18 protein-coding genes and 1 pseudogene are annotated in these 13,803 nt (G+C 30.5%); 10 read left to right on the forward strand and 9 right to left on the reverse strand.

The genetic code is table 11. The annotated features are described in order from the left end of the window. Positions 1-60 precede the first annotated feature (60 nt). Both tilS and HX088_RS10490 read left to right on the forward strand, forming a co-directional pair. Positions 61-1,368, forward strand: coding sequence for a tRNA lysidine(34) synthetase TilS (tilS, locus tag HX088_RS10485; RefSeq protein WP_286484120.1), 1,308 nt, complete (start codon positions 61-63; stop codon positions 1,366-1,368). Then, positions 1,362-3,434: a protein-disulfide reductase DsbD family protein gene (locus HX088_RS10490; protein ID WP_286484121.1), complete on the forward strand. Its 2,073-nt coding sequence runs from the start codon at positions 1,362-1,364 to the stop codon at positions 3,432-3,434. The genes tilS and HX088_RS10490 overlap by 7 nt, the downstream gene beginning before the upstream one ends. Positions 3,435-3,486: 52 nt before the next feature. On the opposite strand, the gene HX088_RS10495 is transcribed toward HX088_RS10490, so the two are convergent. The 4 genes from HX088_RS10495 to HX088_RS10510 all read right to left on the reverse strand — a co-directional run bounded on the left by HX088_RS10495 (position 3,487) and on the right by HX088_RS10510 (position 6,188). Further along, positions 3,487-3,723, reverse strand: a complete 237-nt coding sequence (locus tag HX088_RS10495) for a hypothetical protein (RefSeq protein WP_286484122.1) — start codon at positions 3,721-3,723, stop codon at positions 3,487-3,489. Positions 3,724-4,195: 472 nt separating this feature from the next. Beyond that, on the reverse strand, positions 4,196-4,951 hold the full coding sequence (locus HX088_RS10500) for a DUF4241 domain-containing protein (RefSeq protein ID WP_286484123.1): 756 nt from the start codon (positions 4,949-4,951) through the stop codon (positions 4,196-4,198). Between the two features lie 69 nt (positions 4,952-5,020). Further along, positions 5,021-5,620, reverse strand: a complete 600-nt coding sequence (locus tag HX088_RS10505; protein ID WP_286484124.1) for a hypothetical protein — start codon at positions 5,618-5,620, stop codon at positions 5,021-5,023. Beyond that, positions 5,613-6,188: a Crp/Fnr family transcriptional regulator gene (locus HX088_RS10510; protein WP_260543243.1), complete on the reverse strand. Its 576-nt coding sequence runs from the start codon at positions 6,186-6,188 to the stop codon at positions 5,613-5,615. Before HX088_RS10510 ends, HX088_RS10505 begins: the two co-directional genes overlap by 8 nt. A 108-nt stretch (positions 6,189-6,296) precedes the next feature. On the opposite strand from HX088_RS10510, the gene HX088_RS10515 reads away from it, so the two are divergent. The 3 genes from HX088_RS10515 to HX088_RS10525 all read left to right on the forward strand — a co-directional run bounded on the left by HX088_RS10515 (position 6,297) and on the right by HX088_RS10525 (position 7,950). Beyond that, positions 6,297-6,704 carry an RrF2 family transcriptional regulator gene (locus HX088_RS10515; RefSeq protein ID WP_171622038.1) on the forward strand — a complete coding sequence of 136 codons (408 nt, stop codon included), beginning with the start codon at positions 6,297-6,299 and terminating at the stop codon, positions 6,702-6,704. 64 nt (positions 6,705-6,768) lie between these two features. Next, positions 6,769-7,425 (forward strand): NAD(P)-dependent oxidoreductase, encoded by a 657-nt coding sequence (locus HX088_RS10520; RefSeq protein ID WP_188319991.1) that lies wholly within the window; start codon positions 6,769-6,771, stop codon positions 7,423-7,425. A 222-nt stretch (positions 7,426-7,647) separates the two neighbouring features. Next, a complete protein-coding gene (locus tag HX088_RS10525; protein WP_171622040.1) occupies positions 7,648-7,950 on the forward strand; it encodes a DUF3592 domain-containing protein in 303 nt (100 codons plus the stop codon). Between the two features lie 59 nt (positions 7,951-8,009). Here the strand turns inward: HX088_RS10525 and HX088_RS10530 are convergent, their stop codons facing one another. Continuing rightward, positions 8,010-8,375 carry a methylglyoxal synthase gene (locus HX088_RS10530; protein WP_171622041.1) on the reverse strand — a complete coding sequence of 122 codons (366 nt, stop codon included), beginning with the start codon at positions 8,373-8,375 and terminating at the stop codon, positions 8,010-8,012. 100 nt (positions 8,376-8,475) lie between these two features. On the opposite strand from HX088_RS10530, the gene HX088_RS10535 reads away from it, so the two are divergent. Next, positions 8,476-9,525, forward strand: coding sequence for a 2Fe-2S iron-sulfur cluster-binding protein (locus tag HX088_RS10535; protein ID WP_188319992.1), 1,050 nt, complete (start codon positions 8,476-8,478; stop codon positions 9,523-9,525). A 60-nt stretch (positions 9,526-9,585) separates the two neighbouring features. Here the strand turns inward: HX088_RS10535 and HX088_RS10540 are convergent, their stop codons facing one another. Continuing rightward, positions 9,586-10,908, reverse strand: coding sequence for a solute carrier family 23 protein (locus tag HX088_RS10540; RefSeq protein WP_225539446.1), 1,323 nt, complete (start codon positions 10,906-10,908; stop codon positions 9,586-9,588). Between the two features lie 148 nt (positions 10,909-11,056). On the opposite strand from HX088_RS10540, the gene HX088_RS10545 reads away from it, so the two are divergent. The 3 genes from HX088_RS10545 to HX088_RS10555 all read left to right on the forward strand — a co-directional run bounded on the left by HX088_RS10545 (position 11,057) and on the right by HX088_RS10555 (position 12,467). Beyond that, on the forward strand, positions 11,057-11,278 hold the full coding sequence (locus HX088_RS10545) for a hypothetical protein (RefSeq protein WP_188320204.1): 222 nt from the start codon (positions 11,057-11,059) through the stop codon (positions 11,276-11,278). Positions 11,279-11,436: 158 nt separating this feature from the next. Continuing rightward, positions 11,437-11,997, forward strand: coding sequence for a hypothetical protein (locus tag HX088_RS10550; protein ID WP_171622045.1), 561 nt, complete (start codon positions 11,437-11,439; stop codon positions 11,995-11,997). Next, positions 11,997-12,467: a hypothetical protein gene (locus HX088_RS10555; RefSeq protein ID WP_171622046.1), complete on the forward strand. Its 471-nt coding sequence runs from the start codon at positions 11,997-11,999 to the stop codon at positions 12,465-12,467. The genes HX088_RS10550 and HX088_RS10555 overlap by 1 nt, the downstream gene beginning before the upstream one ends. Positions 12,468-12,619: 152 nt before the next feature. Here HX088_RS10555 and HX088_RS13940 read toward each other — a convergent pair whose 3' ends face one another. From HX088_RS13940 to HX088_RS13985, 3 genes and pseudogenes are all read right to left on the reverse strand, one after another. Next, positions 12,620-12,874 (reverse strand): hypothetical protein, encoded by a 255-nt coding sequence (locus HX088_RS13940; protein WP_353619300.1) that lies wholly within the window; start codon positions 12,872-12,874, stop codon positions 12,620-12,622. Between the two features lie 4 nt (positions 12,875-12,878). Further along, positions 12,879-12,986, reverse strand: a pseudogene (locus tag HX088_RS13945) (TMEM175 family protein); the annotation flags it as partial. Positions 12,987-13,009: 23 nt separating this feature from the next. After that, positions 13,010-13,084, reverse strand: coding sequence for a TMEM175 family protein (locus HX088_RS13985; RefSeq protein ID WP_498745992.1), 75 nt, complete (start codon positions 13,082-13,084; stop codon positions 13,010-13,012). 136 nt (positions 13,085-13,220) lie between these two features. Here HX088_RS13985 and HX088_RS10565 point away from each other — a divergent pair, with 136 nt between their 5' ends. Beyond that, the gene (locus HX088_RS10565) at positions 13,221-13,772 is read left to right on the forward strand and encodes a DUF1697 domain-containing protein (RefSeq protein WP_286484125.1); all 552 of its coding nucleotides are present in this window, start codon (positions 13,221-13,223) and stop codon (positions 13,770-13,772) included. Positions 13,773-13,803 lie beyond the last annotated feature (31 nt).

Consider the following 13,803-nt stretch of genomic DNA (forward strand, 5'->3'; position numbering starts at 1 on the left):
AAAGAAAAATAGTATAACACTATCTCAGGAATATTTTCTAATTTCGAACATTTGTATTTCATGAAAAATAAATCCATTCAACAAGAGTTTAACTTCCTTTTAGATCAACACGATTTTAATTCACATCGCTATCTATTAGCTGTAAGTGGGGGAGTTGACAGTATGATTTTGTTGGATTTATTTCGTCAAACTTCTGCAAATTTTCAAGTGGCTCATTGTAATTTTCAATTGCGTGGAGTAGATGCAGATAATGATGAAGCATTAGTGAGAGAATATTGTGGAAAATTGAATATTCCCTTTCATTCGGTTCGTTTTGACGTTGCAGCTTATCAAAAAACAGGTAATTATTCGGTAGAAATGGCTTGCCGAAATTTGCGTTATGATTGGTTTGAGCAAGTTCAGAAACAAAATCATTTGGATATTTTGGTTACCGCGCATCATTTGGATGATAATATCGAAACGTTTTTGATTAATCTATCTCGTGGAACAGGTTTGAAAGGTTTGATTGGAATGCAAACTGATAATGGAAAAATATTCCGTCCGCTTTTAAACTTTACAAAAAATGAGTTGTTAGTATATGCAGAAGCAAATGAAATTAGTTGGCGAGAAGATTACACAAATGCGACAGATGAATATACCAGAAATAAAATTCGTCATCATATTACACCTGTTTTAAAAGAACTTCATCCTCAGTTTGATGAGAATTTTTTGGCAAGTTTAAGTCATATCAATGATAATTATCAAATTATACAAAATAAAGTAGAAGAAATCAGAACTGATTTATTTTCAGGAGATAATCCAATAAAGATTGAAATTAATCCATTAAAATCACTTCAACCTTTAGAAACTTTTTTGTATTATTTATTCGAAAAATATGGTTTTTATTCGAGTAAAGAACTTCTGAAATTTTTGGATGCGGAAACGGGAAGTGAAATAAAATCAACAACTTATCGATTGGTTAAAAATCGAGAGAATTTGTTGCTTCAACCAATAGAAGAAGAATATGAAGACGAAATAACAATTTTTGATGATTTAATTGAAATCAATTCGTTAAATTTGAAGTTCGTGAAATCGATAAATCCACACGAAAACGCTACAGAAATAGTAGACTTTACATCAATTATGTTCCCACTTAAACTAAGAAAAGTGAAAGAGGGGGATTTCTTTTATCCAATCGGAATGAATGGACAAAAAAAATTGATGAGTAAGTTTATGAAAGATTTGAAACTTTCTAAGTTAGAAAAAGAGAAGGTTTGGTTGCTTTGTGACCAAAAAGATCAAATTATTTGGGTAGTGAATTATCGTTTGGATGAACGTTTCAAAACAACAGAAACAAGTAAAAACTTTTTAAACATTACAGTATGTTAAAGAAACTTTGGATACTTTTTTTGTTTCCAATTTTAGTCAACGCACAATTATTTAGTCCTGCAAAATGGTCGAGTTCGGTGAAGGAGGTTGGACAAAATGAGTTTGAAATTGAGGTAACAGGAAAAATTGATAAAGGTTGGCACCTTTATTCATCAAAACATCCTGATGGAGGAATAGGAATTCCAGCAAGTGCAGCATTTAAACCAGCTGCCAATGCAAAATTAGTTGGTGGAGTACGAGAAATAGGAAAACGTATCGATAAATACAGCCAGATTTTTGAACAAGATGAAAAGTATTTTGAGAACCAAGTAAAATTTGTTCAGAAAGTAAAAGTTACAGGTGATAAACCTGTAAATATTTCGTACACAATCGAATTTCAGATGTGTGATGCCGAACGTTGTTTGCCACCAGATGAAACAAGTGGTAGCGTAAAATTAACGCCAACTGCACAAGTTGAAGAAACAAAAGAGGAGTTAAAAATAGAAGAAACTGTAGCTGAAATAAAAGATACAGTAGTTGAAAAAGAAATTGTACAAGACACTATTGAAGTTGATTCTGTAGCAGCTGTTCCTGCAACTCAAGATAGTATCAAAAAGGTAGATGAGTCTTTATTAGCAGATAACGAAAAACATGATAATGGATTAATAAAAATCTTTTCATTAGGATTTTTAGGAGGTTTAGCAGCTTTGTTAATGCCTTGTATTTTCCCAATGATTCCTTTAACTGTAAGTATGTTTACGAAACAAAGTAAATCGAAAGGTGAAGGGGTTGGAAAAGCATTTATTTATGGTTTATCCATTATTGTTATTTATGTTGCATTAGGATTATTAGCAACAGTAATTTTTGGCCCATCGGTACTAAATGAAATGTCAACAAATCCATGGGTAAACTTAGCTTTCTTTGTTATTTTCATTGTGTTTGCTATTTCATTTTTCGGAGCTTTCGAATTGACATTACCAAGTAAATGGGTAAATGCAGCTGATAAAGGAGCTGATAAAGAAGGATTAATCGGAATTTTCTTTATGGCGTTTACTTTAGCATTGGTTTCATTCTCTTGTACAGGACCAATTATTGGATCATTATTAGTACAAGCAACGCAAGGAGGAAATTATTATTCATTAATTGTAGGAATGCTTGGGTTCTCTTTGGCTTTAGCCATTCCATTTACATTATTTGCAATGTTCCCAGGATGGTTAAATTCGATGCCAAAATCTGGAGGATGGTTAAATACAATCAAAGTATCGTTAGGGTTTATTGAATTAGCCTTTGCTTTAAAATTCTTATCAAACGCAGATTTGGTATGGCAAATGAATTGGTTACCAAGAGAAATTTTCTTAGCATTTTGGATTGCAATTTTTATCTTCTTAGGTTTATATTTATTAGGTAAATTTAGATTAGAATTAGATTCGCCTGTGCAAACGATTGGCGTGCCAAGAATGTTGTTTGCATTATTATCGATAACTTTTGCAATTTATATGATTCCAGGTTTATGGGGAGGTCCATTAAAATTGTTAAGTGGATTAACGCCACCAATGACCTATTCTGAATCGCCACGTGGTTTCCACGAAGGTGTAGGAGGTGGACAAACAACTGCTAAATTTGATGATCCAAATATGGTTGCTGGACCTCATGGAATTCCTGCTTTCAAAGATTTTGAACAAGGAGCTGCATACGCAACAAAAGTTAACAAACCAATTTTGTTAGATTTTACGGGACATGCTTGTGCAAATTGTCGTAAAGTTGAAGAACGTGTTTGGAGCGATGAGCGTGTGAAAAAGATGTTGACTGAAGATTTTGTTTTAGTTTCGTTATACGTTGATGAGCAAACTCCTTTACCAAAGGAAGAACAAGTTTTTTCAAAACATTTAAATAATAGAACTTTAAAAACAGTTGGTAATAAATGGACAGCTTTCGAGATTGAACATTTTAATGCCAATGCACAACCATACTATATTGTGGTTGACAAAGATTTGAATCGTTATTCTAAACCATTAGAAGCAGAGCTTGATATAGAAGTTTACTTGAAATGGTTACAAGATGGTATTGTAAAATATAAATCGAAATAATTATCTTTTATATACAGATAAAAACTCCCGCATTTGCGGGAGTTTTTTGTTTTTACTCAATTTGTTCCAATAAATACCAATTATCTTTCAATTTTTGAGAGATTTTATATTCATTTTTAAAATCGTAAGTATTTTTATTTTCTGTATTTTTAGTGTAAAATAGTTTATTATAGTTGCGCAAACTATATGTTTTTGTTTTAAGTTTCTGATTAAAATAATAACCAACTATTTGATTGTTATTATAAAAGTTGTATTTCTTTTTTGAATCAATAAATAATTTAGACAACATTGGATTATTGTTTATCGGTAAACTATCTGTTTGTACGACATTATTTTCTATGTATTGAACTTTGATTGAATAAGAATTATTGTATTTATAGAAATTAACTTTTGCAGGAAAATGCTCGTAATTTTTAATAAAACTTTTATAATCATCCAGAATTTTTGATTTAAGAACTCTTATATATTCAATTGTATCAGTATTAAGATAAAAATAATAAGTTGTTTGATTATTGAATACATATGTTTTTCCTCTTAATTCATATCAAATAAATTTTCATTAGCTTCAATTGCTTGAATTGTTTTTTGATAATCAACTTTCTTAGAACAACTTATTGTTCCTATAATAAGTAAATTGAAAAATAGGAGTTTTTTCATTCAGTTTAAATATGAGATATAATAGTTTAAGATACATATTTTTAAATAAAAAAAATCCCTCAATTTCTTGAAGGATTTTAAGTATTATTTGATCGAAAAATCTATTACAACCATTCGTCATCATCTTCTGAATCTTCTAATTCAGCATCGATGAATTGAATATAAAATGCAACAATTTCTCCTTTTTCATTATAACCAAAGTAAGCAGGATAGATTCCTTCCCCGAAACCAGCCTGAAAAATTGGTGATTTGAACTCTGTAGTTGGAATTGTCCAATTTATCCAATCTCCTTCTTCTGATTGATATTTAGGATTATTTTTAGCATTTTCTACGAATAATGCGTTAAAATAATCATCGTATAAATTGACATCACCTTTACTTTCGAAATCATCGATAAATTTTACAAAAAAATCTTTTGCTTCTGCATCAACGATAGTCGCTAAACCACTTTCGATTGAGAAACCAAAGTATTCTCCTTCTTGTAATTCTTCAATCAACTCGATTCCTTTCATTGCTTCTTCATAACGAACAGGTTTTTCGTCTGTAAAAGCAACTTTAACACAACCAATTAAGTTTTCAACATCACCATCGTCTTCAAATTTTACAATGCTTGCAGTGACAGGAAAATTACCTTTTGGTGTTTCAAGGAAATAAGGATCTTTATCCATTGATAAATATTCTCCCAAAGGATCATTCACAAAAATCTTTCCTGAAGGCAAAGACACTTCTCCCAAATCAATTTGGTCAATCTCAACTCCACCAATTTCTTTATCGGTAAAATATTTTTCTAAGTCGTTAGGAGCTAAAGTAAATTGTCTTTTAGATTCCCAAGTTTTTAACCATTCTGCTGTTGGTTGCATATTTTTTTATTTTAAAGTGGTACAAAATTACAATAAATAATGATAGCGAGAGAATAGAGGTTGATTTAATTATCTCAATTTCTTTTTCAATTCGTTTTTATCGATGTCATATTCTAAATGCATAATCGAAATTAAATCTTCTTCGGAAAGTAGATTATTTTTGTAATAATTGATTAAAAAAGGCTCTATTTTCGAAAATTCTGATAACGAATTTTGTTTGAAATAAACTTCAATGAATTGTTTGTCTTTGGTTTTTAATGTTATCAAATTACTAATTCCGTGCGAACCTTCTGGGGTTTCAAATTCACCAAATGATTTTACTGCTTTTCCTTTATAATCATCATTATCAATTACAATGGAAAATAAATCCTTAACAGCAAAAAATTGATCTTTTACTGAAATTCCATCTTTTGAGAAAGTAAGTTTTCCATCAAAATTACCTTTTAATTCTGTTGATGGTTTTTTGAAATAACCATTCCAATAGGCCACAACTGTTGCCAAAAGTCCAATAAAAATGTAATAATACGTTTGATTTTTAAAAACTTTCAATTCTAAAAAAACAAAGCTGATTACCGTAACAGTAAGAAAAGATAGAATCAATTTTACAATTTGCTTGTTGTTTTTTTTCGGTTTTTCGGGTACAAAAATTTCAAAACTATAATTATCCATGTGCAATTTCTTTACGAACTCTACTTAAACTCTCGGGCGTGATTCCTAAATAAGAGGCAATCATCCATTGGGGGATGCGAGAAAGTTGGTTGGGGTATAAACGCATAAACTCTAAATAGCGCGTTTTTGCTGAAGCACCAAGTAATAAATTGATGCGGTCTTGTAAACTACGTACATGATTCTGAATCAATTTGTTTTGTGCAGCTAAATAATTTGGGTTCAAACTAATAATTAGTTCATTCAATTTTTCATTTAACAATATCACTGTCGAGTCTTCAATTGCTTGAATGTAAAACTTAGATTTTTGTTTACAGAAAGCACTGTTTCGATCGCTTACAATCCAATTTTCTGTTCCAAATTGTAGTAGATGTTCTTTCCCATTATCATCAATTGTGTAAGAACGAATAACACCCGATTCAACAAAATAATAGTCTTCAGAATATACACCTGGCTCTAAAATAAACTCATTTTTTTTGTATTCTTTTACAACCAATTCATTTTCTATTTTTGACCATTGTTCTTCGGTTAAATCAATGATTGTTGATAAATGTTTTTTATAATTTTCCATACATATAGCAGTATGTTTACAAATTTAGCAGAATTTAATCAATAATAATGTATCAAAATTTGTTACATTTAAAATAAAAGATTACTTTTGAAGTATTAAATCATTAAAATGAATAATTTAAGATTCGCAACAGCTATACATATTTTAGTCTTGGCCGAAAAATTTCAGGGGCAATTAATTACTTCTGATTTTATTGCAGGAAGTATCAATGTAAATCCAGTTGTTGTACGTCGTGAAATTAGGTTTTTGAAAGAAGCAGGTTATATCAATTCGAAGAAAGGGAAAGAAGGTGGAATTTTTTTAACGAAAAATGCAGCCGATATTTTACTTGGAGATGTTTATAAAATTGTAAATCACGAAAATATTTTCGGAAAAATGAATCAAACAAATCCTGAATGTCCAATTGGAAAACAAATGAACGCAAATCTTGAAGTTTTATTTAATAAAGCGGAATCTGACTTAATAAAAACATTAAATCATAAAACATTAAAAGAGTTTTCTGATGATTTTCAGTAAATTTTTTTTGAATTTAATTGTAACAAATTTAATTACATTATATAAATCAAACAAATTATAAAAAATGAAAGTAGCAGTAATTGGAGCAACAGGTTTTGTAGGCTCACACATTGTAGAAGAGTTAGTGGATAGAAATCAATCTATTAAAGCATTTGCAAGAAATACAGATAAAGTTTTGGATAGCAAAAATGTAGCAAAAGTTGCCTTAGACGTAAATGATGTACAAGCTTTGTCTAGAGACCTGAAAGGGGCGGATGTAGTTGTAAGTGCATTTAATGCAGGATGGTCAAATCCATTTATTTATGAAGATTATATAAAAGGAGCAAAAGCAATTGAAGAGGCAACGAAGTTAGCAGGCGTAAAACGGTTGATAGTGATTGGTGGTGCAGGAAGTTTATATGTGAATGACGAAAAAGAAGTACAAATTGTAGACGCTCCTGGTTTTCCAGAAGAAATCAAGCAAGGAGCTTTGGCTGCAAGAGATTATTACAATATCCTAAAACAAGATAATGAATTGGATTGGACGATGTTTTCTCCAGCACCAGAAATGCATCAGGGAACATCAGGAGAGCGAAAAGGAAAATATAGAGTTGGAAAAGATGTGCCTGTTTTTAATGAAGAAGGGCGTAGTGTTTTGTCTGTAGAAGATGTGGCGGTTGTCATTGCAGATGAAATAGAAAATGCGAAGTACATTAAAGAAAGATTTACTGCAGCCTACTAAGGGTGTGGTAAATGATAAATAATATCAAATTTTTAGGACAAAAAGATTTTTTTTGGTACGATTTGTGAAAAATACAAATCAAATGCAAGAATAATGAAATTGTCAATAGCAATAGGATGTTTACTCTTAAGTGTAGGTTTCGTTCTTTTATGCTCTTTCTTAAATCTTGAAATATTTTTTAACCTACTACTTGGAATAATATTTTTATTATGTAGTTTGTTAATGGGGTACTTAGGATTTAATTTTTTGTTCGATTATCTAAATCGCACAAGATTATTAAAAAAAGGTTTAAAAGTTAAAGCTCATATTATAGAAATTAAAAGAAGCTTATTAGGCGAAAATCATTTACCAGATTATGTTGTAGAAGTTTTTTACACACATCCTAACACAGAAAAAATTTATTATACAGAGTTCGAATATTTTGGTGATGTAAATGCGAACGAACGATTAAAAAAAGGAAAAGATGTTGATATTTTGATCGATCCGCAGAATCCAGAAAATATTTACTTCAAAAATGTCATATAAAAGGAACTAAATTTTTAGTTCCTTTTATTATTTTCTAATTTTTACTGATTAAAAATATTTTATTTTAAATGATCCAATAACATTTCGGCAGTAGCAGGGTTTGTAGCTAAAGGAATATTGTGTACATCACACAATCTCAATAACATATTAACGTCTGGTTCGTGAGGATGTTTTCCCATTGGATCTCTAAAAAAGAAAACCATATTTGTTTTTCCTTCTACAACACGAGCTGCAATCTGTGCATCACCACCTAAAGGTCCAGAAAGATAGCGTGTCACTTTCAATCCCGTTTGTTCAGCGTATTTACCTGTTGTTCCAGTTGCTATAAAAGCTATGTTGTTTTTATTTAACGCTTCTTTATGTTTCATTAAAAAATTTACCATTTCGGCTTTTTTACCGTCATGAGCGATCAATGCTATTTCCATATATTTTTTCTATTTAATCTAAAATCTTACTTTTGTACAAATTTAGCAGAACAATCTTAAATATTGAGTTGTTTTGAGAATTATAAATAGTAAAACGACTATGAAATTTAATTTATTAACGGTAAAAGAAATTGTAAAATTAACAGCAGATTCGGTTCAAATTACATTTGATGTTCCTGATGAATTGCAAGATCAATACAACTTTTTACCTGGACAATATATCACACTAAACATAAACGGAGAACGAAGAGATTACTCTTTATGTGCTTCTCCAAATGATAAAAAATGGAGTATAGGGGTAAAATCTCAACCAAACGGAAAAGTTTCGAATTATCTTTTCAATGATTTAAAAGTTGGAGATCAATTAGAAGTTTCGACACCAAGTGGTCGCTTTACAATTCCTACAAAACCCAACGAAAAACGTACATTATTGGCTTTTACTGCAGGTAGTGGAATTACACCAATTATGAGTATGTTAGAGTTTACGTTGCAAACAGAGGAGTGGGTGAACTTCCACATTTTTTATGTGAATAGAGACGAAAATTCGATTATGTTCAAAGAGCGTTTGACGGAATTGAAACAAAAGTATCCAAACAACGTTTTTATTCATCATTTTTTCACAAGACAAGAACAAGAAAATTTCATTTACAACGGACGAATTGATGAGAAAAAATTTGATTTAATCTTGAATCAAATCATCGATATCAATGAAGTTGATGAAGCAATGGTTTGTGGACCTGAGGAAATGATTTTGACTTTAGCTAAGAAAATAAACGAAGCGGGAATTATCGAAAAACATATTCATTTTGAAATGTTTAATCCATCTGTTAAAACAGAAGATATTTTTACTAAACACGATGAAGGTCCTCAAACGGTTCAAGTTACAGTAACACTCGATGGTGAAACATCTGAAGTGACTTGGGATAGAGGAAAAAATTTGGTTGATACCATGTTAGATGCTGGTATTGACGCACCTTATTCTTGTAAAGGAGGTGTTTGTTCTTCTTGTATGTGTAAGGTGACAGAAGGCGAAGTGCATATTGGAGACAACTATGTATTAACGGATTCTGATTACGAAGAAGGAATAACATTAGCGTGTATTTCTCGACCAAAATCGGCTACTTTATCAATTGATTTTGATGATGTTTAGAAATAAGATTAATAAAAAAATGGCGAAACAGTAATGTTCGCCATTTTTTTTATGATTTGATTAATCTTCTTCATCAAACATTTCTTTGAATGTTATAATCTCTCTTCCTGGAAGGATTAAATTTAATGCAACACCAATGATAGACGCCAAAGCCATTCCTTCTAACGAAAATAAATCTCCAATATGAATTGCTGCTCCTCCAATTCCAATGATTAGAATAACAGAAGATATGATTAAGTTTCGTTTAACCTTGAAATCTACTTTATTTTCAATCAACATTCTCAAACCACTCGAAGCGATAATTCCGAATAATAAAATGGAAACTCCACCCATTACAGGTGTTGGAATTGTGCTTAATAGAGCTGAAATTTTTCCGCAAAATCCAAATAAAATAGCAAAACAGGCAGCGCCAACAAATACATAAATACTAAATGCTCTTGTTATAGCCAAAACGCCAATGTTTTCACCATATGTTGTATTAGGAGGTCCGCCCAAACATGCAGCAATCATCGTCGCAACTCCATCTCCTAACATCGATTTGTCTAAACCAGGATCATCAATCAAATCTTTGTTAACTACTTTACTTAAGACTAATTGATGTCCAATGTGTTCAGCAATAGGTACAATTGCAACGGGAATCATCAGGAAAATAACATACCAAGATAGTGTAGGAGTATAATTGATAAATGGAATAGTAAAATCTGGAACCATAAACCATTTCGCTTGTAAAACAGGTTCTAAATTAACTACTCCCATTGCAATAGCAAAAAGATATCCACCAATAATCCCAACTAAAATAGGGATAACACTTAAAAATCCTCTACTAAAAATTGCGGTGATCACCGTAATAATCAATGTAACAAAACCAATGGTAACATATGTTAAATCATATTCTCCAGTAGGATTATTTGTCACCATTTTAATCGCTGTTGAAGCCAATCCCAGACCAATAACCATAATAACTGGACCTACGACAATTGGTGGTAAAAGTTTCATCAGCCACTTTGTACCTGCTGTTGCGATGATAAGCGAGACAATGGAATAAGTAACTCCGACTAAAAAACTTCCGACTAAAAAGCTACCTACTGCAATACCACTTTCAGGATTTGCTTCTAACGCTTTCATTGCTATAATTGGATTGATAAACGCGAATGAAGAACCCAAATAAGAAGGAACTTTTCCTCTTGTTATAAGGATGAAAACCAATGTTCCTATTCCGCTCGAAATTAATGCAATTGCAGGCGACATTCCTGTTAAGGCAGGAACTAATACTGTAGCTCCGAACATTGCAAAAAGATGCTGTATACTCAATAATATTCCTTGTCCTAATTTCGGTTTTTCGTCGATCGCTAAGACAATTTTTTGGTCATTTTGTTGACTCATTTTAAAAGAAATTGAAATTGTTTTTGTTTGAGTGCAAAAGTAGTTCAAAACGATTAATTAGTTGTGAAATCATATAACTATTTCACCTAATAATATAAATGGTATGCCGCAATTTAGTTCGAAATTTGTGAGTGTAAATCAATGAATGATGAAGACAAAAGAATTAAAATTCAAAACAAATATAAATTGCAACGGTTGTCTAAATAAAGTAAAGCCTTACTTAGATCAATTACAAGATTTAGAATCTTGGGAGGTTGACACGAATAATCCTGATAAAATTTTAACAGTTAAAGGTGTACAAATAACTGAAGAAGAAATTATTGATACAATCGAAGAAGTTGGTTTTAACGCAGAATTAATTAAAGAATAAAGGTTTTTAGGTAGAACGACTTATTTTTTGTGATAATTTAAGTCAATGTAATCCCAATCATTTACGAATGATTTGGGATTTTTTAATACAAAATAATTAATAAAATTATTCTATTTTTTTCATAATGAGTCATTAACTTTGCAGCTTCAAAATTTGAAATGAACAGTAAACGCATCATAAAATTCGTTACCATTCTGATTATTTTTATTATTCAGTTTTTATTTCTATTCTCGATTATAAACGAGCGTATAGAACATGATCTTGTACCGTATATTATTGTTGCAATTTGTCTGCTTTTACTGATTGTTTACCGCAAATTTCCTTTGCATCATCACGAATATTCCTTTGATCGAAAAACATTGGTTTTATGGATCCCAATCGCTGCAATAATTACCTATTTAATGAATAATAAATTAGGCTTAGGTGCAGTTTTTTCTGCGGGAATTATTGGTACTTTAGGTTCCTTTTTAACGAAGCTAAATCCACGTTCTGATTATTTAAAACAAGTTGCAGGACCTATTTATTGTGGAGCTTTTATTGGAATGACTTCCTTGGATGTTGAATATGTTTATTGGATGATTATTACAGCAGGAATTTTTACTGCGTTGTTATTTTTTGCCACAAAATCATTATTTGTTGGTGTAGGTGGAAAACTTGGTACTTTAGCTTTTATTGGCGTTTTATTGAGTATGTTATTGTTTAAATTAATCTTAGGCTAATGATTATTGAATTTTTAATATTAATGATGTGTTCCATTATTGCATCGTTGACAACTTTTGAATTAAACATTCGTTTTAAGCAAGGTCCAATTCGTTCATCTGCGGTGATAGCGATGATTATTGGTGGTTTTTTCTACTTTTTTCCAACCATTTTGCCTCAATTTTACACGGACAATATACCTCTTTACGTAATTGGTGGAACGTTCATCGGAATGGTTTCTTCGACAATTAATATCAGTTATTTTTCGTTGATTTTTTCGCCCATGTTATTTGCTATTTTATTGCATTACACGAGTCAAATTTTTAATGGTTATGGAGGTGCATTAGGCACAACAGCGTGTATTGCGTTGATGTGTACAATGGCTTTTCCTATCATCACAAAAAACAAAAAAGTAACCTATGGTTATCGCTTGTTACGTGTTATGTTTAAGAAGAGAAAACGTAAAAAAGTAATTAAATTAAAAGTTTAATATAATCTATTTAATTGCTTTATAATTAATAATATATGCTTAAAATTATTTCATTGATTTTTCTATTCTTCTGTCTGGGATTAACCAAATTAAAGCAATAATACCGTACACAACTATTCCAAATTCTGGTTGAATAAAAGCTAAAACAATACCTAAATATAGCCAATACTTGATCCTTTTTCTTTTAGATTTTGACTTACCGATTTACCAATAATAGATTCTTTACCTTCTTGTTTTATAGCTGTTTTTTCGATGAGCATAAAGGCAAGGCTACTCATTAATAATACAAAACCATAAAATACAACTGGAAATCTTGAATGAAAGTTTTCGCCCATCCAACCCGTTGAAACAAGGTAATAAAGAGAGCCAAAAAAGTAAGTGTAAATTACTCCAAAGAATTCCACCATTCACTTTCTCGATTGCTTGAAAAAGATGGTGATGATTATTCCAATAGATTCCGACATAAATGAAACTAAATAAATAGTTTAAAAATTTAGGTAAATATAGTTTTAAACTCATTAAATCATCACCAATAGGAACTTTTAATCCAATACCATAATGGTAATAATGATAGCAAGAACGCCATCACTAAAGGCTTCTAATCGATTGGTTGTCATACTTTTTAATTTAATCTAATATATTAATTGTTAATCATACAATAACATGTTTAATTTATTTTTTTTTGTTGTAATTCTAAAATTTAGGTTTATATTTAATTCTAAATAAACTAATTTAGTGTCAACAAAGTAGGTTATGAATACATTTATTGTGATTCTAAGAGGAATCAACGTTATCGGAAAAAAAATCATCAAAATGGATGTTTTAACGAAGCTTTTAGAAGATTTATCTTTTGTGAATGTGACAACTTATGTTCAAAGTGGTAATGCGGTTTTTTCTTCAAACTTGACCAATCTCAAAGAAATAGCAGATTTAATTCATGATAAAATTGCTGAATCACTTGCTTTCGAAGTTCCAGTCTTAATTCTTACCATAGATAAATTAAAACGTATCATAGTGGGAAATCCTTTTCTTCACGATTCTACACTCGATAAAGAGTTTTTATATTATACTTTTTTGGGAAATCAACCAGCAGAATTTAATAAGGAGAAAATTGAACATATAAAAGCCGAAGATGAACAATACGAAATCAAGAATGAAGTGGTTTATTTGTACTGTCCATTTGGATATGGAAAAACAAAATTGACCAATAATTTTTTCGAAAATTTACTACAAGTAAGTGCAACAACAAGAAATCATAATACCGCAACTTCTTTATTACAACTTGCTTCGATGAGAGAAAATTAGAAAAAGAATGACAATAAAAAAACGTCATTAA

Source organism: Empedobacter sp. 225-1, from assembly GCF_030328185.1.
GTDB classification, from domain to species: domain Bacteria; phylum Bacteroidota; class Bacteroidia; order Flavobacteriales; family Weeksellaceae; genus Empedobacter; species Empedobacter stercoris.

Bases quoted from the DNA above. Each gene is read 5' to 3' on its own strand.
- tilS (WP_286484120.1), top strand. From the start codon at position 61: ATGAAAAATAAATCCATTCAACAAGAGTTTAACTTCCTTTTAGATCAA.
- HX088_RS10490 (WP_286484121.1), top strand. From the start codon at position 1,362: ATGTTAAAGAAACTTTGGATACTTTTTTTGTTTCCAATTTTAGTCAAC.
- HX088_RS10495 (WP_286484122.1), bottom strand. From the start codon at position 3,723: ATGTTGTCTAAATTATTTATTGATTCAAAAAAGAAATACAACTTTTAT.
- HX088_RS10500 (WP_286484123.1), bottom strand. From the start codon at position 4,951: ATGCAACCAACAGCAGAATGGTTAAAAACTTGGGAATCTAAAAGACAA.
- HX088_RS10505 (WP_286484124.1), bottom strand. From the start codon at position 5,620: ATGGATAATTATAGTTTTGAAATTTTTGTACCCGAAAAACCGAAAAAA.
- HX088_RS10510 (WP_260543243.1), bottom strand. From the start codon at position 6,188: ATGGAAAATTATAAAAAACATTTATCAACAATCATTGATTTAACCGAA.
- HX088_RS10515 (WP_171622038.1), top strand. From the start codon at position 6,297: ATGAATAATTTAAGATTCGCAACAGCTATACATATTTTAGTCTTGGCC.
- HX088_RS10520 (WP_188319991.1), top strand. From the start codon at position 6,769: ATGAAAGTAGCAGTAATTGGAGCAACAGGTTTTGTAGGCTCACACATT.
- HX088_RS10525 (WP_171622040.1), top strand. From the start codon at position 7,648: ATGGGGTACTTAGGATTTAATTTTTTGTTCGATTATCTAAATCGCACA.
- HX088_RS10530 (WP_171622041.1), bottom strand. From the start codon at position 8,375: ATGGAAATAGCATTGATCGCTCATGACGGTAAAAAAGCCGAAATGGTA.
- HX088_RS10535 (WP_188319992.1), top strand. From the start codon at position 8,476: ATGAAATTTAATTTATTAACGGTAAAAGAAATTGTAAAATTAACAGCA.
- HX088_RS10540 (WP_225539446.1), bottom strand. From the start codon at position 10,908: ATGAGTCAACAAAATGACCAAAAAATTGTCTTAGCGATCGACGAAAAA.
- HX088_RS10545 (WP_188320204.1), top strand. From the start codon at position 11,057: ATGAAGACAAAAGAATTAAAATTCAAAACAAATATAAATTGCAACGGT.
- HX088_RS10550 (WP_171622045.1), top strand. From the start codon at position 11,437: ATGAACAGTAAACGCATCATAAAATTCGTTACCATTCTGATTATTTTT.
- HX088_RS10555 (WP_171622046.1), top strand. From the start codon at position 11,997: ATGATTATTGAATTTTTAATATTAATGATGTGTTCCATTATTGCATCG.
- HX088_RS13940 (WP_353619300.1), bottom strand. From the start codon at position 12,874: ATGGTGGAATTCTTTGGAGTAATTTACACTTACTTTTTTGGCTCTCTT.
- HX088_RS10565 (WP_286484125.1), top strand. From the start codon at position 13,221: ATGAATACATTTATTGTGATTCTAAGAGGAATCAACGTTATCGGAAAA.